This window comes from Lichenihabitans sp. Uapishka_5, assembly GCF_033947565.1.
GTDB lineage: Bacteria > Pseudomonadota > Alphaproteobacteria > Rhizobiales > Beijerinckiaceae > Lichenihabitans.
The window spans coordinates 19,241-43,521 of the sequence record NZ_JARPVX010000029.1 but is presented as its reverse complement, the minus strand read 5'-3'; the positions used below and the strand labels follow the sequence as shown (position 1 = coordinate 43,521).

The window sequence follows — 24,281 nt, the reverse complement described above, 5'->3', positions numbered from 1 at the left end:
GGGGCAGGCGCCGCGCCGGATTTCTGCTGCTGGATCTGGTTGATCTGGTCGAGCACGTCGGTGCCGGGTGTGGCCGCCGGCTGGGCCTGGCCGGCCGGGGTCGCGGCGCCGGGCGTGTCGAAGATCGAGCGCGGCGCGCGATGCAGGTTGGCCAGAAGCGTCAGCGCCAGGCTGGTGATGAAGAACAAAGCCGCCAGGATGGCCGTGGCGCGGGTCAACGCATTGGCCTGCCCGCGGCCGGTCATGAAGCCCCCGCCCCCGCCGACACCGAGCGCGCCCCCTTCGGAGCGCTGCAACAGCACCGCGCCGACGAGCGCGATGACGATCAGGAGATGGACGACGATCAGAACGGTTTGCATCGGAGGCCTCGGGCAGGAGCGTGGCGTCGCTGCCCCTGAAACTACGGATGGGCCGCGCTTCTACAGGAAGCGCAGCCGTTTGGGAACCGATGCCTGGAGGCTGCCTGGGCGAAGCGGGATCGCCTTCGCCCGATGAGGCCACCGACCACGACGTCAGATCAGCGATAAACGCTCGTGATGCCGAGCAGGTCGGCGGCCTTCAGGCTGGCACCGCCCACCAGCGCCCCATCGACGTGGTCGATCGCGAGCAATTCGGCCGCGTTGGACGCCTTGACGGAGCCGCCATACAGAATCCGGATGGTCGTGCCGCCCGACGGAAGCAGGCTGTCGAGCCGGCGATGGATGAAGGCATGCACCTCGGCCACGTCGGCCGCGGTCGGAGTCAAGCCGGTGCCGATCGCCCACACGGGCTCGTAGGCCACGATCGTGGTCTTGGGATCGGTGCTGCGCGGCACCGACTCGTCGATCTGACGGCCGATGACCCGAAGGGTTTCCCCGGCATCGCGTTCGGCCCGTGTTTCGCCGACGCAGATCACGGGCGTGAGGCCGGCCAGGGCTGCGGCCTGCGCCTTCTGGTTGACCAGCATATCGGTTTCGCCGTGGTCGGCGCGGCGCTCGGAATGGCCGACGATCACCAGCGTCGCCCCGGCATCCTTCAGCATGGCGGCCGCAATATCGCCCGTATGGGCGCCATGGCTGGCGACGTGGCAATCCTGGCCGCCGATCATCAGCCGACTGCCTTCCACGCGGGCGGCCGCAGCCGCGATCAGCGTGGCCGGCAGGCAGAGCCCCGTCTCGCAGCGGCCTGCCTGGCCCTTGGCGATCGCGTCCCGCACCGCCTCGACCTGATCGAGCGAGGCCGCGAGGCCATTCATCTTCCAGTTGCCGATGACGATCGGGCGGGATGAGAAGGCCATGTCGCACCTTACGGGTTGAGAGGTTGAATCCGAGCGACCCGCCCCACCCGCCGCAAGGCGAACAGGATAGTCTCGGGCCGAGCGCGGGGTAGCAGAAGGGCCCTGGCTTGGAAAGCGACAGCACCCGCTTGCCGTGCCACAAGGGCGCGCCCCGCCATCACGGCCCAAGAAGACGATTGCATCGCACGGGCCTTCTCCGCGATGGTGGGCGGCATGACGACGCCACACGGGACAGGTCGATGAGCAACGCGCCGACCCCGGGGGGTCCGGACGACCAACGACTCGCGCGCGCCATCGCGGCTTTCGTGCGGGCCGAGTTCAAGGCCCCCGTCGACATCGTGTCGAGCTTCATCGACCTCGTGACCGAGGATGCGGTCCGTGACCGGCTGTCCGGCTTCGAGGCCGACCTGCTGAAGATGAAGAGCTCCAGCGAGACCCTCGGCAGCGTCATCGAGGGGCTGCTCGACACATCGGCGGCGCAACGGTCGCTGTCGGAGCGGGAACTCGGCGACTTCACGGCGACGCTACGACACGAGTTGCGCACGCCCATCACGGCCATCATGGGCTATGGCGAATTGTTGCTCGAGGAAGCCCGCGAGGAAGGGCTGCCGGGCCTCGTCGAGACACTCGACGGCCTGTTGGCCGCCTCGCGCCGCCTGCTTGGCGGCATCGATTCGATGATCGAATTCATCCACTCGGGCTCGCTGACCACGACGCATGGCGACGATGCGGAAGGGTCCGACGCCGTCGAGAAGGCCGTCGCGACGCTGAGCTCGATCTTCGCCGAGCGTCCGACCCCCGTGGGGCGCGCCACCGGCTACCTGCTGGTTGTGGACGACAACCCTTCGAGCCTCGATCTCTTAACGCGCCGGCTCGAGCGCGACGGCCACCGGGTTTGCGGCTGCGGCGACGGCGAGGCGGCGCTGCGGCTGAGCGCCAACGAATCCTTCGACCTGATCCTGCTCGACTTTCTGATGCCCAACCTGAACGGCGTCGACGTGCTGCGCCAGTTGCGGGCGGTGCCCGAGACCGCGAGCGTGCCCGTGGTGATGATGTCGGGCTCGGACGAGGTGGAAAGCGCCGTGCGCTGCATCGAGGCCGGGGCCGACGACCTGATGCAGAAGCCGCTCGATCCGATCCTGCTGCGCTCGCGCATTTCGTCGCTGATCGAACGCAAGGCGCTGCGCGACCGCGAGCAGGCCTATGTGGCGGAGCTCCGGATCGAACGCGAGCGCTCGGAGCAATTGCTGCGCGCCATGCTGCCCGGCCCTGTGGTGGAACGCCTGCGCGGCGGCGAAACCGTCATCGCCGACCATTTCGACGCCGCCACCATCTTGTTCTGCGACATCGTCGGCTTCACGACCCTGGCGAGCCGGCTGCCGGCCGCCCGCACGATCGCGCTGCTCAACACGGTGTTCTCGAGCCTTGATGGCCTCGCCAAGGCGAACGGCCTCGAGAAGATCAAGACGATCGGCGACGCTTATCTGGTGGCCGGCGGCCTGCCGAATGCGCGTCCCGACCACGCTCTCGCGGTGGCCCGCATGGCGGTGGCGATCCCCGAAGCGGTGGCGGCGGCCGGGCGCAGCGCCGGCGAGCATCTCGAAGCCCGCATTGGCATGCACACGGGCCCGGTGGCGGCCGGCGTGATCGGCACCGACAAGTTCGTCTACGATGTGTGGGGCGACACCGTGAACGTCGCGAGCCGGATGGAAACCAACGGCGTACCGGGGCGGGTGCATGTGTCCGAGGCGGTGCGGACCGCGCTCGGCGATGCCTTCGCTTACGAGCCCCTGCCCCCGATGATGATCAAGGGCAAGGGCGCCATGCAGACGTTTCTGCTCAGCTGAAGCCTTGCACCGGATGCGGTCGGTAGGCCGCATCCAGCCGCTTCAGGTCGTCGGCCTCGAGCCGCACCGCCAGGGCCTTCACGGCATCGTCGATGTGGCCCGGCTTCGAGGCCCCGATGATCGGCGCCGAAACGCCCGGCTGCCCCAGCAACCAGCCCAGCGCCACTTCGGCCCGGCTCAGGTTACGCTCGGCCGCAATGGTCCCCACGAGGTCCACCACCGCCTTGTCGCTGTCGCGCGTGCCAGCGTAGAGCGTCTTGGCATAAGCATCGCTTTCGCCGCGCGCCGTGGTGGGCTCCTCTTCCCAGGGCCGGGTCAGCTTGCCACGCGCCATGGGGCTCCACGGGATCATGCCGACGCCTTCCTCGAGGCACAGGCCCGCCATCTCGCGCTCTTCTTCGCGGTACAGCAGGTTGTAATGGTTCTGCATCGACACGAAGCGCGTCCAGCCATGCCGGTCGGCGAGGTAGAGCGCCTTGGCGAACTGCCAGGCGTGCATCGACGAGGCGCCGAGGTAACGCGCCTTGCCGGCCTTCACGACATCATGCAGCGCCTCGAGGGTTTCCTCGATCGGCGTTTCGGCGTCGAAGCGATGGATCTGATACAAATCCACATAGTCGGTACCGAGGCGGCGCAGACTCGCGTCAATCTCCGCCATGATGGCCTTGCGGCTCAGGCCGCGCCCGTTGGCGTCCGGCCGCATGGCGCCATGCACCTTGGTGGCCAGCACGATCTCGTCGCGCTTGGCGAAATCCTTGAGGGCCCGTCCCACGATTTCTTCGCTTGACCCGTCGGAATACACGTTCGCGGTGTCGAAGAAGGTGATGCCGGCCTCGAGCGCCTGTTTGATGAAGGGGCGGCTCTGCTCCTCCGGCAGGGTCCAGGCGTGGTTGCCGCGGTTCGGTTCGCCATAGGTCATGCAGCCGAGGCACAACCGCGACACCTTGAGGCCGCTTTTGCCTAATCGTACGTAATCCATCGATACACCTTAGATCGTCGCGCACGACGCGTCGGCGCCGACATCGCGTGACCGACCTGACATGTCGCCCTGCGGCCGCGCAGCAAGGGCCGTTGCACCGTTTCACCCCCATGGCTATGGTGCCGCCGCTCCGGTTGCGGGCTGTCACGCCCGACGGCGGCGGCGGCGCGGCACCGGTTACGCCCTCAGCACGGTGCAGGCTTATCCATGCTCAACAGCATGCGGACGATACAGAATTCGATGATCGGGAAGGTCGGCATGGCGCTGATCTTCCTGCTGATCATCGTGGGCTTGAGCTTCTTCGGCTTCGCGGACCTGTTCCGCACGTCGACGGCCAATTGGGTGGCACGCGTCGGCAGCCACGACGTGCCGATCGACACCTACCGCCGCAGCTACCAGGTCGCGATGCAGCAGCTGGAGCAACGGCTGCGCCGACCCGTCACCAACCAGCAGGCACGGCAGTTCGGGCTCGACCAGCAGGTTCTGTCGCGGCTGGTGACGGATGCCATGCTGGACAACGAGGCCGATACGCTCGGCCTCGCGATCTCGGAAGCGCAGATCGGCCGTGCCGTGGTGGAAGATTCGACCTTCGCGGGCGCCAACGGACAATTCGACCGTGCCCGCTTCGCGTCCCTGCTGCAAAACAACGGCCTGACCGAGCAAGCCTTCCTGCGTGAACAGCGCGGCACCTACCTGCGGCAAGAGCTCGTCGATGCGGTGGCGGGGGGCGTCAACGTGCCGAAGGCCGCCATCGAGGCGCTGCATCGGCTGCAAAGCGAGACCCGCAGCCTCGACATGATCACGCTGACGCCGGCGCTGGCAGGCGACATCGCGGCACCCGACCCGGCGGTGCTGCAAAGCTACTACGACGCCCACAAGGCGCGCTTCGCGGCACCCGAGTTCCGCAACCTGGTGGTGCTGGGCACGTCGCCGGCCGGCGTGGCAAAGCCCGATGCCGTGACGGATGACGAGATGCGCCGCTTCTACGACGCCGATCCGGACAAGAGCTTCGGGCAACCGGAGAAACGGGCGGTCCAGCAGGCCGTGTTCCCGACCGACGCCGACGCCCAGGCGGCCGCCGACGCCATCAAGGCCGGCAAGAGCTGGGCCGAGGCGACGGCCGGCAAGGCGCAGGATCTCGGCACCGTCAGCAAGGCGTCGATCTTCGACAAGCCGGTGACCGATGCAGCCTTCGGGCTTCCGGCCGATGGTACCAGCGGGCCCGTCAAGGGCACCTTCGGGACCGTGCTGGTGCATGTGTCGTCGATCGCGCCCGGCACCATGAAGCCCTTCGCCGACGTGGCGCCCGACATTCGCAGCCGGATCGCCACGGCGCCCGCGCGGACCCGTGACGCGCTGCGGGACCTGCACGACAAGATCGAGGACCAGCGCGCCTCGGGCAAGACGCTGACCGAGGCGGCGGCCGCGGTCGGACTCAGCGCCCGCACGATCCCCGCCATCGATGCCACCGGCCACGATCCCGCCGGTAAGGCCGTGATGCTGCCGGCACAGGACGAGCTGTTGAAGGCCGCCTTTGCGTCTGACACCGGCGTCGATAACGACGTCATCCAGAGCCGCACCGGGGACCAGGTCTGGTTCGAGGTCGCCGGCATCGAACCCGCGCATCAGCGCCCGTTCAACGACGTGAAACCTCAGGTCGAGGCGGCCTGGCACACCGACGAGGCCGCGAAGCGGCTCAGCGCCAAGGCGGACGATCTCGTCAAGGCGCTCAACGGCGGCCAAACGCCCGAGCAGGTCTCGACGAGCCTGAACAATGCCGCCATCACGCATGTCGGCGACCTGAAGCGGGCCGGCGCTGAAGGCGTGTCGACGGAGGTCGCCAGGGCCGCCTTCGATACCCGGGTCGGATCGGCCGGCTCGGTGGCAGGCCCGGACGGCAGCCGCATATTGTTCAAGGTGCTGGATAGCGTGGTGCCGGCGCTCGATGCCGACGATCCGCAAACGGCCCAGCTGGAGGGCCACTACCGCGATCTCTTCGCCAACGACCTACTGGCCGCCTATCTGTCGCGGCTCGAGAGCGGCATGAGCATCAAGATCAACCCGACCGCGATCGGCAACGCAAGCGGCGGCGAAGGATGATCGAGGTCGACCCGATCGCAGCGCCGAGCGTCGTCTCGACCGTCCTGGTGGCGGATCTCGAGACGCCCGTTTCGGCGTTCCTGAAACTGCAGGCCGGCGCAAGCGGCCCGATGTTCATGCTGGAATCCGTCGAGGGCGGTGCCACGCGCGGCCGGTATTCCATGATCGGGCTCGATCCCGACGTGATCTGGCGCTGCAGCGGTGCGGTGTCGGAAATCAACCGGCAGGCGGCCGTCGACCCCGATCGCTTCGAGCCATGCGCCGGCGCGCCGCTCGATGCCTTGCGGGCGCTGCTGGCCGAATCGGCCATCGCGCTTCCCGCCGGCATGCCGCCCATGGCGGCGGGCGTGTTCGGCTATCTCGGCTACGACATGGTGCGCCACATGGAGCGCCTCGCCCCGGCCAAACCCGATCCGATCGGGGTGCCCGACGCCGTGATGATACGCCCCCAGGTGATGGTGGTGTTCGACACGGTGCGGGACGAGATTTCCGTGGTCAGCCCCGTGCGGCCCGGCCCCGACGTCCCAAGCAGGGCCGCCACGGAAAGCGCCCAGGCGCGGATCGACCGCATCGTCGCCATTCTGGAAAGCCCGTTGGCGCATCGTGGCGCCCCGGCCGACCCTCACCTGCTGGCCGACGAGCCGTGCTCCAACACGCCGTCAGAGGCGTTCCTCGCCATGGTGGACCGGGCCAAGGATTACATCCGGGCCGGCGACGTGTTCCAGGTGGTGCTGTCGCAACGCTTCTCGGCGCCGTTCAGCCTGCCGCCCTTCGCGCTGTACCGCGCGTTGCGGCGGGTCAATCCGGCGCCCTTCCTGTCGTTCCTCGACTTCGGCGCGTTCCAGATCTGCTGTTCCAGCCCCGAGATCCTGGTGCGGGTGCGCGACGGCACGGTGACGATCCGGCCCATCGCGGGTACGCGCCGGCGCGGCGCCACCCCGGCCGAAGACGAGGCCCTGGCCCAGGATCTGCTGTCCGACGCCAAGGAACTCTCAGAACATCTGATGCTGCTCGATCTCGGCCGCAACGACGCCGGCCGGGTGTCGCGCATCGGCAGCGTCGCGGTGACCGACAAATTCTTCATCGAGCGCTACAGCCACGTCATGCACATCGTGTCGAACGTCGAGGGTGCGCTCGACCCGGCACATGACGCGATCGACGCGCTGGCGGCCGGCTTTCCGGCCGGCACCGTGTCGGGGGCACCAAAGGTGCGGGCGATGGAGATCATCGACACGCTCGAGCGCGACAAGCGGGGCATCTATGGCGGCTGTATCGGCTATTTCGGCGCCGGCGGCGAGATGGACACCTGCATCGTGCTGCGCACCTCGGTGATCAAGGACGGCACGATGCACGTGCAGGCCGGCGCCGGGATCGTGTTCGATTCCGATCCGGCCTCCGAGCAGGCCGAATGCGAGAACAAGGCCCGGGCCCTGGTGCGGGCCGCCGAGGAGGCGGTGCGCTTCGCGACGGCCGCGAAGCGGGGCCAGTGACACGCAGCACGGCCGCCGCCCACCAGCGCTGAGCGGCGGCGATCAGCCCGCCACGCGCAACAGCGAAGCGATATAGAATCCGTCCGTGCCGGTGCGCAGCGGCGACAGCCGCAGGCCGGGGCCGTGACGCGAGGCATGTTCGGCCAGGGCCGGCAGCCCGGCCCGTGTGGCCAGCACCGCCGCATCGATGGGCAGCAGCTCCGGCTGCCGGCCCAGCAGGGCGGCGACGCGATCCTCGTTTTCTTCTTTCAGGAACGAGCAGGTAACGAACAGCAGCCGGCCGCCCGGTTTCAGGAATCGCACGGCCTGATCCAGCACCTCGTCCTGCGCCTTGATGCGCTGCTCGAGCGCGCCGGGCCGCAACCGCCACTTGGCATCGGGGTTGCGGCGCCAGGTGCCGGTGCCGGTGCAGGGTGCGTCCACCAGGACGAGGTCGCAGCGCCCCGCGAGATCGCCAAGCACATCCGCTTCGCCGCGCGGCGCCCGCACCTGGGCGTTGCGGACGTCGGCCCGCGCCAGGCGATCGTAGATCGGCGCCAATCGTCGCCCGTCGCTGTCGGCCGCGTAGATCTGGCCCTTGTTGCCCATCTGGGCCGCGAGCGCCAAGGTCTTGCCGCCGCCGCCGGCGCACAGGTCGAGCACCTGCTGGCCGGGCATCGCTTCGCCCAGCAGAGCCGCGATCTGTGAGCCCTCGTCCTGCACCTCGACGAGGCCCTTGGCATAGGCCGGCTCCGCCACCATGGCGGGCGTTCGGTCGTTCGCGCCACGGGCGAGGCGGATGCCCACGGGGGAATGGGGCGTCTCGACCGGGTCGAGATGCGCCAGTGCCCGCAGGGCCTTGGCACGGTCGCCCTTGAGGCCGTTCACCCGCAGATCGACCGGCGCGCGGCGCGACAGGGCGGCGCCCTCATGCCCCGCCTCATCGCCGAAGGCGGCGTCGAGCGAAGGCGCCAGCCACTCGGGATAATCGCCGAGCACATGGGCCGGGGCCCCGTCCAGGCTGTCGGCTTCGAGCCGCGCGCGTTCCCCAGCGGTCAAGGCCGCCGGGGCGTGGTCCTGCCCCTGGCAGAGCCCCGCGATCGCTTCGGCGTCGAGCCCCCGGACGCGCCGGAGCGCGCCGAGCATGACGCCGCGCGGGCTGTCGTCGCCCATCACCCAGGCCGACGAGGCCCGCACCCGCATGGCGTCGTAAGCCAGGTCGGCGATGGCGGCCCTGTCCTTCGAACCGGCGAAGCGGTGGGTGCGTCCCCAGTCGCGCAACACCTCCGCGACGGGGCGGCGTTGCTCTTCCGTCACACCCAGGACCTCAATCGCCGCCGCAAGCCTTGCCGAGGGGTTCATTACCGTTTCGCCACATTTGGGCCAGGAAGGGCCGTATTGAACAGGAAGCGCCGCTCAGGCGGACGCCCGCTAGAAATTTCCAAAGCCCACGAAGGACTTCCATGACCCGGATTCTGTGCCGGTCGGCTTTCGCCGCCCTCGCCCTGTCGCTCGCGGCCTGCGCTTCGGCTCCGCCGCCGCCGCCGCCCGCCCCGATGGCTCCCGCCCGTCACGTCGACGCCAAGACCTCGCTCGAGAACCACATGTAAGCTGTTCGCACCGCGAACGCTTACATCGGTGCGGCTGCCGCGAGGCACCGCACCTTTTTTATGGTCGGGTGCGATCGTCGCCGGGGACCCGGGAGCCGCGCCGCCGGCCGAGGATCAGACGCCCGTCGGGTAGTTCGGGCTTTCGCGCGTGATCGCCACATCGTGGACGTGGCTTTCCCGCAGTCCGGCGCCGGTGATGCGATGAAAACGGGCCTTGGATTGGAAGTCCGCGATGGTGGCGGCCCCGACATAGCCCATTGCGGCCCGGAGGCCGCCGGCGAGCTGATGCAGGATCGGACCGGCAGGACCGCGATATGGCACCTGTCCCTCGATCCCTTCGGGCACCAGCTTCATCTGGTCCTTGATCTCCTGCTGGAAATACCGGTCGGCCGAGCCGCGCGCCATGGCGCCAACCGATCCCATACCTCGATAGGCCTTGAACGAACGGCCCTGATACAGGAACACCTCGCCCGGGCTCTCGTCCGTGCCGGCCAGCAGCGAACCGATCATCACGCTTTCCGCCCCGGCCCCGACCGCCTTGGCGAAGTCGCCGGAATATTTGATGCCGCCGTCGGCGATCACCGGCGTGTCCTGCTTGCGGGCTTCCTCGACGGCTTCCAGGATGGCCGTGAATTGCGGCACGCCGACGCCCGCCACGATGCGGGTGGTGCAGATCGAGCCCGGTCCAATGCCGACCTTGATGCAATCCGCACCGGCATCGATCAGCGCCTTGGCGCCTTCGCCCGTCGCGACATTGCCGGCGATGATGGCCACCTTGTTGGACTGGTGCTTCAGGCGGCTCACCTGGTCGAGCACCTGCTGGGAATGACCGTGCGCCGTGTCGACGATGATGCAGTCGACGCCCGCATCCATCAGCAGCAGCGATCGCTCGAACCCCTTGTCGCCGACGCTGGAAGCCGCCGCCACCCGCAGCCGCCCTTCGGCGTCCTTGCAGGCATTCGGGTGCATCGTCGCCTTTTCCATGTCCTTGACGGTGATGAGCCCGACGCAGCGCCCATCGTCATCCACCACCACCAGCTTTTCAATGCGGTTCTGGTGCAGCAAACGGCGGGCATCGTCGGGCTGCACGCCCTCGCGCACCGTGATGACCTTCTTGGTCATCAGCTCGTGCACCGGCTGGCCGGGGGAGTCAGCGAAGCGCACGTCGCGGTTGGTCAGGATGCCGAGCAGCGTCGCAGGGTGCTTGTGGGGCCCAGGCTCCACCACCGGGATGCCCGAAATGTTGTGGCGGCGCATCAGCTCGAGCGCATCCGCCAGCGTGGCATCGGCATGGATCGTGATGGGGTCCACCACCATGCCGCTCTCATAGCGCTTGACCTTGCGGACCTCCTCGGCCTGGATTTCAGGCTCGAGATTGCGGTGGATGACGCCGATGCCCCCCGCCTGTGCCATCGTGATGGCGAGGCGCGCTTCCGTCACGGTGTCCATGGCCGATGAAATCAGCGGCAGGTTCAGCTCGATCGTTCGGGTCAGCCGCGTCCTCAGGTTGACGTCGCGCGGCATCACGGTCGAATGGCCGGGTCGCAGCAGAACGTCGTCGAAGGTCAGCGCTTCGGACAGGATGGTGCTGAAGGCCATGTGCCACTCCGGTGCCGTCCAGGCGGCACGGGGCCGATGAACGAGGAAGGCAGCCGCGCGTGAAACCGACACGGCTGCAGGGAATTGGCAGTGGCGGATAGCATGGCGCTCCCCTCCTGCAAAGCCATGCCCGCCACCAAACCGCCACTTGCCCCGCCGAACAGGTCTCCCTTGTTCCGCGCGCATCCCTGTCCCGTAGCCGAGTTCGCCCCACACCGTGCCGCCCCGCCTCCTCACGCCGCTGATCGTCGCCTGCGCCTTGTTCATGGAGAACATGGACTCGACGGTGCTGTCCACTTCGCTGCCGGCCATCGCGCTCGACCTGCACCAGGACCCGATCGCGCTGAAGCTGGCGCTCACGTCCTACCTGCTCAGCCTGGCGGTCTTCATTCCGGCCAGCGGCTGGGCGGCCGACCGGTTCGGGGCCCGGACGGTGTTCCGCCTCGCCATCGTGGTGTTCACCCTCGGCTCCATCCTGTGCGGGCTGTCGGGCAGCCTCGGGGGGTTCGTGGCGGCCCGGGTGTTCCAGGGGCTCGGCGGCGCCATGATGGTGCCGGTCGGCCGGTTGATCTTGTTCCGCTCGGTGCCGCGGGCGGAGCTCGTCCAGGCGCTCGCCACCCTGACGATCCCGGCCCTGGTGGGCCCCATCCTCGGGCCGCCGCTCGGCGGCTTCATCACCACCTATGCGCATTGGCGCTGGATCTTCTGGATCAACGTGCCGATCGGCGTGCTCGGCGTCGTGCTGGCAACCTTGTTCATTCCCAACGTCCGGGAAACCGATCCCGGGCCGCTCGACGTGCGCGGTTTCGTGCTGTCGGGCCTCGGGCTGTCGTCGCTGATGTTCGGCCTGACGGTGGCCGGACGGGCCTTCGTGCCGCCATTGGCCGTATGGGGCCTCATCCTGGGGGGCGCCGTGGTGCTGGCCCTGTATTGCCGGCATGCCGCGCGGTTCGCCCATCCGATCCTCGACATCCGCCTGCTCGGCGTGCCGACCTTCCGGGCCAGCGTCGTCGGCGGCTTCCTGTTCCGGCTCGGCATCGGGGCCCTGCCGTTCCTGCTGCCGTTGTTGCTGCAACTCGGCCTCGGCATGTCGCCGTTCCGGTCGGGGTGCCTCACCTTCGCGGCGGCGGCCGGCGCCATGGCGATGAAGACGGCGGCGCAGCGCATCCTGCGCCGCTTCGGCTTCCGCGCCGTGCTGGCCGTCAATGCGCTGATCTCCAGCGCCTTTCTTCTGTCCTACGGCACATTCTCGGCCGGCACGCCCGTGTGGCTGATGTTCGGGCTGCTGCTGGCGGGCGGCTTCTTCCGCTCGCTCGAATTCACCGGCATCAACGCCATCGCCTATGCGGACATCGACAACCCCGCCATGAGCCGGGCCACGAGCTTCACCTCCGTGGCGCAGCAGCTGTCGTTGTCGAGCGGCGTCGCCATGGGGGCGGCCGTGATCGAGGGTTCACGCGTGCTGCACGGCGATCCCGTGCTACGGACCGCCGACTTCGGCTGGGCCTTTGTGGCCGTGGCGATCGTGTCGGCCTTGTCGGCGCTAGTGTTCTTCCGCCTACCGGGCAACGCGGGAGCCTCGCTGAACCCCGGGGCGCGTTATGCCGGCGCGTCGGCGGCGGTCGCGGCGCCCGCGCCGGACCCGGTGCCCCTGAACCCGGTCGCCAGGACGTAGAGTTCGGAAGAATCCTGCCGGCTCGATTGCGGCTTGACGTGGCGCACGGTGGCGAAGTCGCGCTTCAGCGTGGTCAGTAGCGTGCCCTCGGTGCCGCCCTGCAGCACCTTGGCCAGAAAGAAGCCGCCCGGCTTCAGCACCTCGCCGGCGAATTCGGTCGCGAGTTCCACCAGGGCCACGATCTTCAGGTGGTCGGTCTTGCGATGGCCCGTGGCATTGGCGGCCATGTCGGAGATCACACCATCGGCCCGGCCGTCCAGCATGGCCCGCACCTTATCGGGCGCCTCGGGCAGCAGGAAGTCCAGTTGGGCAAAGGTGACGCCGCCGATCGGCTCCATTTCCAGAAGGTCGATGGCCGCGATGCTGCCATGCCCCTTGTCGGCCCCGATGCGGCCCGCCGCAACCTGTGACCACCCCCCCGGGGCGGCCCCGAGGTCGACCAGCCGCTGGCCGTGCTTCAACAGCCGGTACTTGTCGTCGATCTCGATCAGCTTGAAGGCCGCGCGCGAGCGCCAACCCTCACGCCGTGCCGCCGCCACGTAAGGGTCGTTCAACTGCCGCTGCAGCCACAGGGTCGACGACAGCGACCGCTTGCGCGCCGTCTTGACGCGCGTCTTGATCGAGCGGCCGCCGGCGCGGCCGTCCGTCTCGGATTTCTCGGTCACCAGGCGGTTCTCGCTCCAGGAAGGCGCGCCCAAGCATTGTCGCGCAGCATCATCTTCATCAGGATTCCCTCCCGCAGGCCGCGATCGGCAATGCGCAGGCGCTCGCACGGGAAGGCACGTCGGATCGCCTCGAGGATGGCGCAGCCCGCCAGCACGAGATCGGCGCGATCGGGACCAATGCAGCCCTGGGCCGCCCGGGCCGCGAACGACATGCCGCGCAGCCGGCCCATCGCCAGCGTCACCTCGGCCTCGGACATCCACAGGCCATCGACCTGACGCCGGTCGTAACGGGGAAGGTCGAGGAACACGCCCGCCACCGTGGTCACGGTGCCGGAGGTGCCGAGCAGGTGGAAGCGGTCGCATCGGGCGTTGTTGCGGGCCTCGTCCACGAAAGGCGCCATCGCGGCCGACACGAAGGCCACCATGGCCTCGAAATCCGCATCCGTCACGTCGTGGCCGCCGAACCGGTCCGCCAACGTCACGACCCCGAGCGGCAGCGACGTCCAGGAGCGCATACGTTCCCTGACGGCATTCTCATCCTGGGTGCCGCACCGCCTTTGGCCGTCGAGCCACACTAGCTCGGAAGAGCCGCCGCCGATATCGAACAACAACACGCCTTCGGCCTGCCGGTCCGCCAGGGCGGCGCAGCCCGACGCCGCGAGCGTGGCCTCCGTTTCGCGGTCCACCACGTCGAGCGCGAGGCCGACTTCCTCTGCCACCCGGTCAATGAAGGCGGCACCGTTGCTGGCCTGCCGGCACGCCTCCGTGGCGACGAGGTGCATGCGGGTCACGCCACGCGCCCGCAGCTTGTCCCGGCAGACCGTCAGGGCCGACAGGGTCCGCTCGATGGCATCGGGGTTGAGCCGCCCGGTCAGCGCCAGGCCTTCGCCCAGCCGAACGATGCGGGAAAAGGAATCGACGATGCGGAACCCGTCGTGCGACGGCCGGGCCACGAGGAGACGACAATTATTGGTGCCAAGGTCAAGGGCGCCATAAAGGGGCTGGGCCGCCTCTGCGACGCGCGCGGCCCCCGGAGTGGGCTGGGGCGAGCGGCTGTCCAGCAACGTGGCCGTGTCCATTCCCTCCTCCATCGCTCCCAACCGATGCACCTGCGTCTTGTTCGCGCTGGGGGCGACTGTACAGGTCCCGATTTCAAAAAGCCAAGCCAGGGCGGCACAATAGCCGGGATGGTCAAGGCAGAACGGCCGAAACCGACCCGGTCGGACAGCCGCCGAATGATTGATGGACGGTGAACGGATCGCGTTAATTCCGCATCGGTCGCGCATGCCTGCTCATGCGGCATTGCACAGGTAATTGGCTTGCAACGCACAATCGGAAGGCACAAATACAGTCCACGAGATTGAGAAGGATAATTGTTGTGCTTGTGCGTCTACAAACTGTGCTGAAGTCCCTGCGTGAGCGTCATCAACGTCACCTAGCCATCCGCGAGTTGTCGGCTTTGAACGACCATCAGCTCGCCGACATCGGTGTCGAGCGTGGCTCGCTGGTGGATGCCGTCAATGGCCGCGCCATGCGGTCGGCGTCGTTCTGAAGATCGACACCCTTATTGGCTGCGGATAGGGCTAGCCTTCCGCACCCGATCGGTGTATCGACCCGACGGAATTAGGGCGCTGCCGTTCGCAGGATCGGCAGCCTTTTTGCTTGTGGAGCTGACCGTGGCCGTCCCGAAACGAAAAACCTCTCCGATGAAGCGCGGCTTCCGCCGTTCGGCCGATGCCTTGGCACAGCCGACCTACGTGGAAGACAAGGATTCGGGTGAGCTGCGCCGTCCGCACCATGTCGATCTGAAGAGCGGCATGTATCGTGGCCGCATGGTGCTGAAGCCGAAGGCTGCCGCAGCCGACGCCGAATAAGCGTTCGATCGACGGATCGATGGATTAGCGCCGCCGGCCTCGCCGCGCGGCGTTTTTTTTATTGCGTCTCTGCCGCGGTCATCGGGGTGACGGTGTTGCGTGGGCTGCGCTTCACACTGGCCACCACCGCACCGGCGACGATCATCAGGCAGGCCACACCCAAGGTCCAGGTCGGCCGTGCGATGCCGCAGGCCACCAGGATCAGCGTCGACAGCACGGGAGCCGCATAGGAAACGACGCCCAGGAGACGGATGTCGCCGCGTTTGACGCCATGATCCCAGACATAGAAGGCCACCCCCACGGGCCCGAGCCCCAAGGCCACGATGGCGGCCGTTTGCGACGGCGTTTCGGGCCACACGGTCGGTTCCCAGATTCCGTGCGCCACAGCTGCCAGCAATGCCGTCATGAGGCAGAAGCCTCCCACGGCGTCGGTCGGCACCGCGCGTAACTGGCGCGACAACACCGAATAGCTCGACCACACCAGGGCACAGGCGGCCGCCAGCCCGTAGCCGAGCAGGTGATCGGCCGCGAAAGCCGTCGCACCCTCCTGCTTGCTGCCGATCAACACTATGACGCCCGCAAAGCCGAGCAGCGCACCGACGATATGCCGAGGCGCGAGGCGCTCGCCCGGAAGGGCTGCGGATAACAACACGATCAACAGGGGCCACAGATAGGCGATCAACCCGGCCTGGGCGGGCGGCGCCTGCCGCAGGGCCGCAAAGTACAGCGCATGATAGCCGAACAGGCCGCCGACCCCGACGGCCCAGACCGGCAGCGGCTGGCGTAGCGCCCCGAGCCTGCCCCGCATCGCCGTGACGCTCACCCCCAGTGTGCCGCCGATCGCGAAGGTGAGCGCCGCGAGCTCGAAAGGCGGGATCGTACCGGTCGCGGTCGTCAACAGCGCGAGACAGGACCAAAGGAGGACGGCCGTGAAGCCGATAACGGTGGCAAGCATGGTGCCTGCATAGGCAGGACGGAGGCGCGGCGCAAACCCGGCCTGCGGCAACGGCACCCTCCTGCCGCCCGGGCGACACCCTCGCCCGTCGCGGCAAAAGCCCTAGAACCTGCCGGACCACAAGGAGGGCGTTCCATGAGCACCGTAACCCTGAGCGACAAAGGCCTGTCGATCTTTGTTTTTGCGGCCTACCACCAGCTGACGTCCGGTGAACCGGTCCTCGAGGTCGTGCTGCGCGACTCCGCCGGCCATGCGGCAGACCCGCAGGGGGTGCGCGAGGTCGAGGACGGCGGCCTCGCACGGGTGGAGAACGGCCGCGCCGTCTTCAGCGACGCCGGCTTGGCCTATCTCGAAACGGTGCTGCAGGCCATCCGGGCAACGGCCGGCAAAGCCGAAAGCGGCCGCGCCGTCGCCTGACCGACGCTCAGCGGTTGCGGCGCGCGTCCCGACGCGCGCCGGTCTGCCGGGTCGGCGCATGAAAGTCGTCGGGCTTGCGCCGGACCCAGGCGAGGAAATCGGCCAGTTCCGGAGCCTCCCGCAAGGCTTCGACGGTGCGGAGGCGACGCGCGAGATCCGCCTCGGAAAAGCGGGCGTGCAGGGCGCTATGGCAGATCTGATGCAGCAGCACGGTCTCCCCCTTGGCGCCGCCCTTCAGTTTCGGCACGAGATGGTGCCGGCTCGCCTTGGCGCCCCGGGGGATCGGTCGTTCGCAGAAAGGGCACACGGCCTGCGGGTCTGAATGGGTCATCACGGCCAAGTTGCGGATCGACCTGACAGATCGGGCGTTGCCGACGCCCGGCAATGCGCAAGGCCGCGCCTGCGATCGTGGGTCACAGCATCGCGGGCGGGCTGAAGAAGCTTCGGCGCCCGCCCGCCTGCGCAACCGCCAGCCCCTTCAGGCAGAACCCGACGACCGTTCCCGGCCGACGCTACGCCCGAAATCCGCCCGGGCGGGTCAACGACCCAGCCCGCCACGAGAGGAGTCGATTCCTCAATAGATCGCCATACCCCCATGCACCGGCAGCAAAGCGCCTGTCGTGTAGCTGGCGTCGTCGGACGCGAGATACACATAGGCGCCGGCGAGTTCGGCAGGTTGACCAGGGCGGCCCATGGGCGACTGGCTGCCGAAGGTCTTCACCTGTTCGGCTTCCATGCCGGTGACGATGAAGGGCGTCCAGATCGGCCCCGGCAGCACGGCATTCACCCGGATGCCCTTGTCGACCAGCATCTGGGCGAGACCGATGGTGAAGTTCGCGATGGCGGCCTTGGTGGCCGAATAGGCCAGCAACCCCGGCATCGGGTGCTTGGCATTGACCGACGACGTGTTGATGATCGACGAGCCGGGCCGCATGTGCGGCACCGCGGCCTTGCTCAGATAGAACTGCGCGTGGATGTTGGTGGCGAAGGTTGCCTCCCATTCCTCGTCCGAAATCTCGTCGAGCGCCGTATGGGTGGCCTGGAAGGCCCCGTTGTTGACCAGGATGTCCAGACGGCCGAAACGGTCGACCGCCGCCTCGACGAGGCTCCGGCAATGCGCAGGCTTCGAGATGTCGCCCGGCAAGAGGATGGCTTGGCGCCCGGCTTCCTCGATCGACTTCGCGGCCGCGGCGGCATCGCCTTCTTCATCGAGGTAGGACAACAGCACGTCGGCGCCTTCCCGGGCGAAGGCAAGCGCCACAGCACGGCCGATGCCGGAATCGGCGCCGGTGACGAGCGCCACGCGGCTTTCGAGCTTGTTCGAGCCCTTGTAGGTGGTTTCGCCGTGATCGGGCTGCGGGTTCATCTTGGCCGATGAGCCGGGAAACGGCTGCAGTTCCGTGTGGAAGGGCGGCTTCGGATAGCGGGTGCGCGGGTCGACGGCCATGGTGGTTCCCTGTGGACAAGCGTTCGTGGCCGGCCTGCCTGCGCCGCCCGGCTCGGGTCGTTTAACGTCTCGCTCACCATCCGGATCTACCCTGCGGTAACTTCACGCGGAGAAAAAACATGACGGACACAGTGGGTATCGCGGGCGATCGCATCCGGTCGTTCATCGAGCGCGTCGAGCAGATCGAGGAAGAGCTGAAGGCGCTCAACGAGGGCAAGAAAGAGGTTTTCGCCGAAGCCAAGGGCGAGGGCTTCGACGTCAAGGTGCTGAAGGAGATCCTGAAGCTGCGCAAGCAGGACAAGGACGAGCGCGACGAGCAGGAATCGCTGCTCGACCTCTACATGCGGGCCATGGACGGCGGTGGCGCCGAGGTGCCGCTCGCCAAGGCGGCTTGAGCCAAGCCAGCTTGTCCTCCCCGCGCTAAGGCTCGCCCGTATCGGGCTGCAGGCCGAGTGCCCCGGCCAGGGCCGGCGCGAGGTCGCCGCCCTGCCCCACCACGATGCGGTCGAGGTTAAGCCAGCCCGCCATAAGCCGCAGCTCCTCGGCCAGCGCCTCCGGCAATGCCGCCGGCGCGCCCGGCTCGCGATGAGCGTTCTGCACCCGCAGGACGCCGGCCTTGCGGTCGGCCTTCAGGTCGACCCGGGCCGCGATGGTGTCGCCAAGCAGAAACGGCAGCACGTAATACCCGTGCAGCCGCTTGGCGGCCGGCGTGTAGATCTCGATGCGATAGCGCAGGCCGAACAAGCGTTCGGTCCGGGCCCGTTCCCAGACGATCGGATCGAAGGGGGCCACCAGCGCCCGCGCGGTGGCCCGACGCGGCCGGCGCGCATCACGATGCAGGTAGGCCGGCTGCGTCCAGCCCGCGACCGTGACGGGCAGCAGTTCGCCCGCCTCCACAAGCTCCGCCACGCGCGGCCGGGCGTCCTCGGACGATTGGCGGAAATAATCGCGCAGGTCGTTCAGCGTCGCGATGCCGAGCGCCCGCGCGGCGCGGGCCAGCAGGCCGCGATGGGCCTCGGCTTCGGGTGGCGTCGGCACGCTGAGGATCGCGGCCGGGATGACGCGCTCGGTCAGGTCGTAAACACGCTCGAAGGTCCCGCGCCGAGTGCGGGTTGTGACGAGCCCGCTCCAGAACAGCCATTCCAGCGCCCGTTTGCCATCGCTCCACCCCCACCAGCCGCCCTGCCCGCGCGCGCCCTCGAGATCAGAGGCGCAAAGCGGCCCGCGCCTGTGGATCTGATCCATGACGGCAATGGCCTCGGCGCGCCGCTCGCCGGCGAAGGGCGCCAGGCCGCCGTAGATGCCGAGGCCCCGCTCGGCCCGCGCCATGCGCCAGCGCAAGTGCCGATGCAGGTCGAGCGGCAACAGCGAGGCCTCGTGGGCCCAATATTCGAAAAGCCGCGGCCGGGGCCCCCAGGCGATCGCCTCGAGCAGGTCGCGCCGATAGGCGCCGAGCCGGGAAAACAACGGCAGATAGTGGGCGCGCGCCACGACGTTGACGCTGTCGATCTGCAGCAGGTTGAGGCGACTGATTGCCCGGCTGAGCGTACCCGCGTCGAGGACGCCCTCGGGCCGCAGCCGATCGAGCCCCTGCGCCGCAAGAGCGATGCGGCGCGCCTGGGCGAGGGAAAGGTTTTCGAGCACGGTCGGACCCTACCGCCCCCGCGGCCCTCCTGCCACCGCGATCGGCAGGAGACTTCGGATCACTGCGCGGCGACGAGTGCCATGCGGCGGCGGCGCGACAGCACGCCGTCGAACGCCAACACCACGAGCCCTGTGGCCGCCATGCCGGCACTGAGCAACGGCAGCTGGGCGTAGGAATAACCAGCGAGCAGCATCTGCCCTCCGAGCCAGGCCCCGATGGCGTTGCCGAGGTTGAAGGCGCTCTGGTTGAGCACGGAGGCGAGGTTCGGCGCGCCGACGGCCCCATCGACGACGCGGGACTGCAACGGCACCGTGCTGGCCAGATGCACCAGCCCCCAGCCGGTCACGATCGCGGCGGCCTGGATGGGCCCGCTGGCCGCAACGCTGAACACCACCAGCACCAGGATCAGCACCGCCCCGAGGCCCAGCATGGAGGTCAACTGACGCCAATCCGCAAGGCGCCCCCCGACGAGGTTGCCGACCGTCATGCCGACGCCGAACAACACCAGCACGAGGGTCACGCCGCGCGGCGACACACCCGCCACAGTTTCGAGCAGCGGCGTCACATAGGTGAAGGTGGCAAACAGGCTGCCCGACATCATCACGCTGACCAGCATGGGCAGCAGCACGGCAGGGCGGCCAAGGACGCGCATCTCCTGGCCGAGCCGCGTCGGCTGCGACACGGTCGAGGCCGGTAGCCAGCGCCACACCGCCAGGGCCGCCAGGATGCCGATCGGCACGATGGCCCAGAAACTCATGCGCCAACCGGCCCATTGGCCCAGCGCGGTGCCGAACGGCACGCCCAGCACATTGGCGAGCGTGAGCCCCGAGAACATGATCGACACCGCCATGGCGCGCTGCTGCGGCGGCACCAGCGTGGTGGCCACCACGGCCCCGATGCCGAAAAAGGTGCCATGGCAAAGCGAAGTGAGCAGCCGCGCCGCCAACAGGAAGCCATAGCTCGGCGCCACGGCGCAGAGCAGGTTGCCGATGACGAACAAGCCCATCAGCCCCAGCAGCGCCGTCTTGCGCCCGACACCCGACAACAGGGCCGCCATCACGGGCGATCCAAACGTGACGCCGAGCGCGTAGCCGCCGATCAGCAGGCCGGCCGCCGGGATGCTCACATCGAGGTCGCGGGCCACGTCGGGCAGCAGGCCCATGATGACGAATTCAGTGGTGCCGATCCCGAACGAGGCGATCGCCAAGGCGATCAGCGACATGGGCAGTTTCATGAAAGGCAGCCCGTGCTGGCGAGGAATGCCAGCTTTGTAGCGGCTCGGGCGCCATGGCGAACACCGCTAATTTCGCAATGCAGCACACCAGTGCGACAGGAGCCGCCTCAGGCAGCCCCCATCGAAACACCGTGATGATCGGAGGCTCAAAGCTTCCGCACCGCACCCTTGGCGGCGCTGGTGGTCATGGACGCATAGGCCTTCAGCGCCATCGTCACCTTGCGCTTGCGGGTTTCGACCGGAAGCCAGCCTTTGGCATCCTGGGCCTGGCGGCGGGACGCCATCTCGGCTTCGCTGACTGCGAGGTGGATGGACCGGTTCGGGATGTCGATCTCGATCGGATCGCCTTCCTGCACCAGGCCGATGGCGCCGCCTTCGGCCGCCTCGGGCGACACGTGGCCGATGCAAAGGCCGGAGGAGCCGCCCGAAAAGCGGCCGTCGGTCACCAGCGCGCAAACCTTGCCGAGGCCCTTCGATTTCAGGTAGCTCGTCGGATACAGCATCTCCTGCATGCCGGGACCGCCGCGCGGTCCTTCGTAGCGGATCACCACCACGTCGCCGGCCGCAACGCCGCCGTTCAGGATGCCCAGCACCGCCGCATCCTGGCTTTCGAAGATGCGGGCCGTGCCAGTGAATTTCAGAATGGAATCGTCGACACCGGCCGTCTTCACGATGCAGCCATCCTCGGCGATGTTGCCGAACAACACCGCGAGGCCACCATCCTTCGAATAAGCATGTTCGACCGAGCGGATCACGCCGGCCTTGCGGTCGGTGTCGACGTCGTCGAAGCGTTCGGCCTGGCTGAACGCCACCTGGGTCGGCACGCCGCCCGGCGCCGCCTTGAAGAATTCATGCACGCTGGCGCTCTTGGTGCGCACCACATCCCAGCGGTCGAGCGCGGCCCCGAGGGTGCCGGCATGAACGGAGCCGGCATCGGCATGGATCAGGCCGCCCCGCTCGAGTTCGCCCAGAATGCCCATGATGCCGCCCGCGTGGTGGACATCCTCCATGTGGACGTCGGCGACCGAAGGCGCGACCTTGCACAACACCGGCACGCGACGCGACAGCCGGTCGATGTCGGCCATGGTGAAGTCGACCTCCGCCTCGTGGGCAGCGGCCAGAAGGTGCAACACCGTGTTGGTGGAGCCGCCCATCGCGATGTCGAGCGTCATGGCGTTCTCGAAAGCCTTGAAGCTCGCCACCGAGCGCGGCAGCACGCTGGCGTCGTCCTGCTCGTAATAGCGGCGGGCGAGGTCCACCACGAGGTGGCCGGCCTCGACGAAGAGCCGCTTGCGGTCGGCGTGGGTGGCGAGCGTCGAGCCATTGCCGGGCAGCGACAGGCCGAGCGCCTCCGTCAGGCAGTTCATCGAATTGGCCGTGAACATGCCCGAGCAGGAGCCGCAGGTCGGGCAGGCCGAACGCTCGATGACCTTGACGTCTTCCTCGTCAACCCGGTCGTCGGCGGCCGCGATCATGGCGTCCACAAGGTCGAGCTTCTTGGTGACGCCGGACTTCAGCACCGCCTTGCCGGCCTCCATGGGGCCGCCCGACACGAAGACGGCCGGAATGTTGAGCCGCATCGCGGCCATCAGCATGCCGGGGGTGATCTTGTCGCAATTCGAGATGCACACCATGGCGTCGGCGCAATGGGCGTTGACCATGTATTCGACCGAGTCGGCAATCAACTCGCGCGAGGGCAGCGAATACAGCATGCCGTCATGGCCCATGGCGATGCCGTCATCGACCGCGATAGTGTTGAATTCCTTGGCGACGCCGCCGGCCTGCTCGATCTCGCGCGCCACCAACTGGCCAAGGTCCTTGAGGTGGACGTGGCCGGGCACGAACTGGGTGAAGGAATTCACCACCGCGATGATAGGCTTGCCGAAATCGGAATCCTTCATCCCGGTGGCGCGCCAAAGGCCACGCGCGCCGGCCATGTTGCGACCGTGGGTGGTGGTGCGGGAACGATAGGCGGGCATGGCGAAGGCTTTCAGGCGGCCTCGCGCGCGGACGCGCGGGCGATCATTCGCTTGTGATCTAATCCCCTCGGCACGGTTTGGCTAGCGTCGGCGGATTGCGGAGCTGTGTCACTCGCGCGCCACGCCGGGCCGCGCGTTTAACCAAAATCCGAATGGACGCTTCGCGTTACGGCGCGCCGCCCTACATTGGCTGCGGCCGGATGGAACGCAGCCGTCCACCCTTCCCTGCCGCGAAGCGAAACCGAATGTCGTCGAGCCTTTTCCGCACCATCCTCCTGTCCACCGTGCTGGCCACCGGCCTGGGGAACGCCGCGCATGCCGCGCAATGCGGCAACACGGGCGCCGGGTTCGACAGCTGGAAGCAGCAGTTTTCCGAGGAAGCCCGCGCCCATGGCGTCGGCGAAGCCGGCCTCGCGGCGCTGGCCGACACCCACTACAATGGGCCGACCATCGCGGCCGACCGCGGGCAGCACAGCTTCAAGCTGTCCCTCGACCAGTTTATGGCGAAGCGCGGCGGCAGCGTCATCGTCAGTCAAGGCCGGCGGCTGAAGCAAACGGATGCCTCGATGTTCGCCTCGATCGAGGACCGGTATGGCGTGCCGCCGGGCCCGCTGCTGGCGATCTGGGGCATGGAAACAGGGTTCGGCAAAATCCGCGGCAACCAGGAGATCATCTCGGCCACCGCCACCCTGGCCTATGATTGCCGGCGCACGGCGTATTTCACCGATCAGCTGTATGCGGCGCTCGAGCTCGTCGACAAGGGCGTGCTGCAGAGCGGCACGCGCGGCTCCATGCACGGCGAGGTCGGCCACACCCAGTTCCTGCCGAAAAACATCCTGCAATATGGGGTCGGCGGCAGCCTCGACGTGGCCCAGAACGCGCTCGCCTCGACGGCGAACTTCCTGAAGGCGCATGGCTGGCAGCGCGGCGCCGGCTACCAGCCGGGCGAGCCGAACTTCGCCGCCATCCAGGCCTGGAACGCCGCCACGGTCTATGAGCAGTCGATCGCGCTGATCGGGGGCCGGATCGACGCCAACTGATCAGGCGTCGGGGTCGGCGATCGTGCTGACGTGCGCCGCCACCACGCGCCAGCCTGCCGGCATGCGGGCCCAACTCTGCATCTGACGGCCGACGCGGCCGGGCGACGAGGCCCGTCGGAACAACGTCGAAGCGGTCGCGAAATCGCGGCCGTAGGTGGTGATGACCGTGGCTTCGAGGTCGCGGCCGAGATCGCCGGCCGGCCGCCCGAACCGGAAGGCTCGGATGGCCTCGATGCCGTACAGGTTTTCACCGCCGCCATAGCGGATCGTCCGCTCATCTGACCAGAAGAGTTCGTCCAGCACCGCGACGTCGTTGCCGATCAACGCGGCCTCGTAGCGGGCGAACACTGCCTCGACTTCGAGCAAAATGGCAGGGTCGTTGACGATCATGGATGCAATCCTCGGCTGAGGCCCGGTGGGGCCGGGCTGGTGCGCGACTTGCAAGCAAGTCCGGCACCACCGGAACCCCG

Annotated in this window: 24 protein-coding genes; 10 read left to right on the top strand and 14 right to left on the bottom strand. The window is 68.1% G+C overall.

What is annotated here, in order from left to right:
- Together secG and tpiA are read right to left on the bottom strand one after the other, a co-directional pair.
- Positions 1–359, bottom strand: a 359-nt coding sequence (secG, locus tag P7D22_RS12295; RefSeq protein WP_319934527.1) for a preprotein translocase subunit SecG, incomplete at its 3' end; no start/stop codon positions are given.
- 158 nt (positions 360–517) lie between these two features.
- A complete protein-coding gene (gene tpiA, locus P7D22_RS12290) occupies positions 518–1,276 on the bottom strand; it encodes a triose-phosphate isomerase (RefSeq protein WP_319934526.1) in 759 nt (252 codons plus the stop codon).
- Positions 1,277–1,515: 239 nt separating this feature from the next.
- Here tpiA and P7D22_RS12285 point away from each other — a divergent pair, with 239 nt between their 5' ends.
- The gene (locus tag P7D22_RS12285) at positions 1,516–3,123 is read left to right on the top strand and encodes an adenylate/guanylate cyclase domain-containing protein (protein WP_319934525.1); all 1,608 of its coding nucleotides are present in this window, start codon (positions 1,516–1,518) and stop codon (positions 3,121–3,123) included.
- Here the strand turns inward: P7D22_RS12285 and P7D22_RS12280 are convergent.
- Positions 3,116–4,102, bottom strand: coding sequence for an aldo/keto reductase (locus tag P7D22_RS12280; RefSeq protein ID WP_319934524.1), 987 nt, complete (start codon positions 4,100–4,102; stop codon positions 3,116–3,118). The two genes, P7D22_RS12285 and P7D22_RS12280, sit on opposite strands and share 8 nt — an antisense overlap.
- Positions 4,103–4,309: 207 nt before the next feature.
- Here P7D22_RS12280 and P7D22_RS12275 point away from each other — a divergent pair, with 207 nt between their 5' ends.
- Together P7D22_RS12275 and trpE are read left to right on the top strand one after the other, a co-directional pair.
- Complete coding sequence (locus P7D22_RS12275) at positions 4,310–6,202, top strand: peptidylprolyl isomerase (protein ID WP_319934523.1); 1,893 nt, start codon at positions 4,310–4,312, stop codon at positions 6,200–6,202.
- A complete protein-coding gene (gene trpE, locus P7D22_RS12270) occupies positions 6,199–7,692 on the top strand; it encodes an anthranilate synthase component I (RefSeq protein ID WP_319934522.1) in 1,494 nt (497 codons plus the stop codon). The genes P7D22_RS12275 and trpE overlap by 4 nt, the downstream gene beginning before the upstream one ends.
- Before the next feature lie 42 nt (positions 7,693–7,734).
- Here trpE and P7D22_RS12265 read toward each other — a convergent pair whose 3' ends face one another.
- Complete coding sequence (locus tag P7D22_RS12265) at positions 7,735–9,033, bottom strand: RsmB/NOP family class I SAM-dependent RNA methyltransferase (RefSeq protein WP_319934521.1); 1,299 nt, start codon at positions 9,031–9,033, stop codon at positions 7,735–7,737.
- Positions 9,034–9,134: 101 nt separating this feature from the next.
- Here P7D22_RS12265 and P7D22_RS12260 point away from each other — a divergent pair, with 101 nt between their 5' ends.
- Positions 9,135–9,281 (top strand): hypothetical protein, encoded by a 147-nt coding sequence (locus tag P7D22_RS12260; RefSeq protein WP_319934520.1) that lies wholly within the window; start codon positions 9,135–9,137, stop codon positions 9,279–9,281.
- A 114-nt stretch (positions 9,282–9,395) separates the two neighbouring features.
- Here the strand turns inward: P7D22_RS12260 and guaB are convergent, their stop codons facing one another.
- Positions 9,396–10,880: an IMP dehydrogenase gene (gene guaB, locus P7D22_RS12255; RefSeq protein WP_319934519.1), complete on the bottom strand. Its 1,485-nt coding sequence runs from the start codon at positions 10,878–10,880 to the stop codon at positions 9,396–9,398.
- A gap of 217 nt (positions 10,881–11,097) precedes the next feature.
- On the opposite strand from guaB, the gene P7D22_RS12250 reads away from it, so the two are divergent.
- Complete coding sequence (locus tag P7D22_RS12250) at positions 11,098–12,555, top strand: MFS transporter (RefSeq protein WP_442916078.1); 1,458 nt, start codon at positions 11,098–11,100, stop codon at positions 12,553–12,555.
- On the opposite strand, the gene P7D22_RS12245 is transcribed toward P7D22_RS12250, so the two are convergent.
- Both P7D22_RS12245 and P7D22_RS12240 read right to left on the bottom strand, forming a co-directional pair.
- On the bottom strand, positions 12,480–13,220 hold the full coding sequence (locus tag P7D22_RS12245; RefSeq protein ID WP_319934518.1) for an RlmE family RNA methyltransferase: 741 nt from the start codon (positions 13,218–13,220) through the stop codon (positions 12,480–12,482). The genes P7D22_RS12250 and P7D22_RS12245 overlap by 76 nt on opposite strands.
- Positions 13,217–14,299: a Ppx/GppA phosphatase family protein gene (locus P7D22_RS12240; RefSeq protein ID WP_319934517.1), complete on the bottom strand. Its 1,083-nt coding sequence runs from the start codon at positions 14,297–14,299 to the stop codon at positions 13,217–13,219. Before P7D22_RS12240 ends, P7D22_RS12245 begins: the two co-directional genes overlap by 4 nt.
- A 215-nt stretch (positions 14,300–14,514) precedes the next feature.
- Between P7D22_RS12240 and P7D22_RS12235 the strand changes: the two genes are divergently transcribed.
- The gene (locus P7D22_RS12235) at positions 14,515–14,772 is read left to right on the top strand and encodes a DUF1127 domain-containing protein (protein WP_319934516.1); all 258 of its coding nucleotides are present in this window, start codon (positions 14,515–14,517) and stop codon (positions 14,770–14,772) included.
- 124 nt (positions 14,773–14,896) lie between these two features.
- Positions 14,897–15,094, top strand: coding sequence for a 50S ribosomal protein L32 (gene rpmF, locus P7D22_RS12230; RefSeq protein WP_319934515.1), 198 nt, complete (start codon positions 14,897–14,899; stop codon positions 15,092–15,094).
- 58 nt (positions 15,095–15,152) lie between these two features.
- On the opposite strand, the gene yddG is transcribed toward rpmF, so the two are convergent.
- A complete protein-coding gene (yddG, locus tag P7D22_RS12225; RefSeq protein WP_319934514.1) occupies positions 15,153–16,049 on the bottom strand; it encodes an aromatic amino acid exporter YddG in 897 nt (298 codons plus the stop codon).
- A 135-nt stretch (positions 16,050–16,184) separates the two neighbouring features.
- On the opposite strand from yddG, the gene P7D22_RS12220 reads away from it, so the two are divergent.
- A complete protein-coding gene (locus tag P7D22_RS12220) occupies positions 16,185–16,466 on the top strand; it encodes a hypothetical protein (protein WP_319934513.1) in 282 nt (93 codons plus the stop codon).
- A gap of 7 nt (positions 16,467–16,473) precedes the next feature.
- Here P7D22_RS12220 and P7D22_RS12215 read toward each other — a convergent pair whose 3' ends face one another.
- Positions 16,474–16,797 carry a restriction endonuclease gene (locus tag P7D22_RS12215; RefSeq protein WP_319934531.1) on the bottom strand — a complete coding sequence of 108 codons (324 nt, stop codon included), beginning with the start codon at positions 16,795–16,797 and terminating at the stop codon, positions 16,474–16,476.
- A 243-nt stretch (positions 16,798–17,040) separates the two neighbouring features.
- Positions 17,041–17,913, bottom strand: a complete 873-nt coding sequence (locus tag P7D22_RS12210; protein WP_319934512.1) for a glucose 1-dehydrogenase — start codon at positions 17,911–17,913, stop codon at positions 17,041–17,043.
- A 119-nt stretch (positions 17,914–18,032) separates the two neighbouring features.
- On the opposite strand from P7D22_RS12210, the gene P7D22_RS12205 reads away from it, so the two are divergent.
- Complete coding sequence (locus P7D22_RS12205) at positions 18,033–18,308, top strand: DUF2312 domain-containing protein (RefSeq protein WP_319934511.1); 276 nt, start codon at positions 18,033–18,035, stop codon at positions 18,306–18,308.
- Between the two features lie 25 nt (positions 18,309–18,333).
- Here the strand turns inward: P7D22_RS12205 and P7D22_RS12200 are convergent, their stop codons facing one another.
- The 3 genes from P7D22_RS12200 to ilvD form a co-directional block, all read right to left on the bottom strand.
- Complete coding sequence (locus tag P7D22_RS12200) at positions 18,334–19,557, bottom strand: winged helix-turn-helix domain-containing protein (RefSeq protein WP_319934510.1); 1,224 nt, start codon at positions 19,555–19,557, stop codon at positions 18,334–18,336.
- A gap of 59 nt (positions 19,558–19,616) precedes the next feature.
- Complete coding sequence (locus tag P7D22_RS12195; RefSeq protein WP_319934509.1) at positions 19,617–20,792, bottom strand: MFS transporter; 1,176 nt, start codon at positions 20,790–20,792, stop codon at positions 19,617–19,619.
- A 146-nt stretch (positions 20,793–20,938) separates the two neighbouring features.
- Positions 20,939–22,771 (bottom strand): dihydroxy-acid dehydratase, encoded by a 1,833-nt coding sequence (gene ilvD, locus P7D22_RS12190; RefSeq protein WP_319934508.1) that lies wholly within the window; start codon positions 22,769–22,771, stop codon positions 20,939–20,941.
- 245 nt (positions 22,772–23,016) lie between these two features.
- Here ilvD and P7D22_RS12185 point away from each other — a divergent pair, with 245 nt between their 5' ends.
- A complete protein-coding gene (locus tag P7D22_RS12185; protein WP_319934507.1) occupies positions 23,017–23,811 on the top strand; it encodes a lytic murein transglycosylase in 795 nt (264 codons plus the stop codon).
- Here P7D22_RS12185 and hpxZ read toward each other — a convergent pair whose 3' ends face one another.
- Entirely contained in the window at positions 23,812–24,201 is a 390-nt protein-coding gene (gene hpxZ, locus P7D22_RS12180; protein ID WP_319934506.1) for an oxalurate catabolism protein HpxZ, read from the bottom strand.
- Positions 24,202–24,281 lie beyond the last annotated feature (80 nt).

Coding starts and splice junctions, on each gene's coding strand:
- tpiA (WP_319934526.1), bottom strand. CDS start 1,276: ATGGCCTTCTCATCCCGCCCGATCGTCATCGGCAACTGGAAGATGAAT.
- P7D22_RS12285 (WP_319934525.1), top strand. CDS start 1,516: ATGAGCAACGCGCCGACCCCGGGGGGTCCGGACGACCAACGACTCGCG.
- P7D22_RS12280 (WP_319934524.1), bottom strand. CDS start 4,102: ATGGATTACGTACGATTAGGCAAAAGCGGCCTCAAGGTGTCGCGGTTG.
- P7D22_RS12275 (WP_319934523.1), top strand. CDS start 4,310: ATGCTCAACAGCATGCGGACGATACAGAATTCGATGATCGGGAAGGTC.
- trpE (WP_319934522.1), top strand. CDS start 6,199: ATGATCGAGGTCGACCCGATCGCAGCGCCGAGCGTCGTCTCGACCGTC.
- P7D22_RS12265 (WP_319934521.1), bottom strand. CDS start 9,033: ATGAACCCCTCGGCAAGGCTTGCGGCGGCGATTGAGGTCCTGGGTGTG.
- P7D22_RS12260 (WP_319934520.1), top strand. CDS start 9,135: ATGACCCGGATTCTGTGCCGGTCGGCTTTCGCCGCCCTCGCCCTGTCG.
- guaB (WP_319934519.1), bottom strand. CDS start 10,880: ATGGCCTTCAGCACCATCCTGTCCGAAGCGCTGACCTTCGACGACGTT.
- P7D22_RS12240 (WP_319934517.1), bottom strand. CDS start 14,299: ATGGACACGGCCACGTTGCTGGACAGCCGCTCGCCCCAGCCCACTCCG.
- P7D22_RS12235 (WP_319934516.1), top strand. CDS start 14,515: ATGCGGCATTGCACAGGTAATTGGCTTGCAACGCACAATCGGAAGGCA.
- yddG (WP_319934514.1), bottom strand. CDS start 16,049: ATGCTTGCCACCGTTATCGGCTTCACGGCCGTCCTCCTTTGGTCCTGT.
- P7D22_RS12220 (WP_319934513.1), top strand. CDS start 16,185: ATGAGCACCGTAACCCTGAGCGACAAAGGCCTGTCGATCTTTGTTTTT.
- P7D22_RS12215 (WP_319934531.1), bottom strand. CDS start 16,797: ATGACCCATTCAGACCCGCAGGCCGTGTGCCCTTTCTGCGAACGACCG.
- P7D22_RS12210 (WP_319934512.1), bottom strand. CDS start 17,913: ATGGCCGTCGACCCGCGCACCCGCTATCCGAAGCCGCCCTTCCACACG.
- P7D22_RS12205 (WP_319934511.1), top strand. CDS start 18,033: ATGACGGACACAGTGGGTATCGCGGGCGATCGCATCCGGTCGTTCATC.
- P7D22_RS12195 (WP_319934509.1), bottom strand. CDS start 20,792: ATGAAACTGCCCATGTCGCTGATCGCCTTGGCGATCGCCTCGTTCGGG.
- ilvD (WP_319934508.1), bottom strand. CDS start 22,771: ATGCCCGCCTATCGTTCCCGCACCACCACCCACGGTCGCAACATGGCC.
- P7D22_RS12185 (WP_319934507.1), top strand. CDS start 23,017: ATGTCGTCGAGCCTTTTCCGCACCATCCTCCTGTCCACCGTGCTGGCC.
- hpxZ (WP_319934506.1), bottom strand. CDS start 24,201: ATGATCGTCAACGACCCTGCCATTTTGCTCGAAGTCGAGGCAGTGTTC.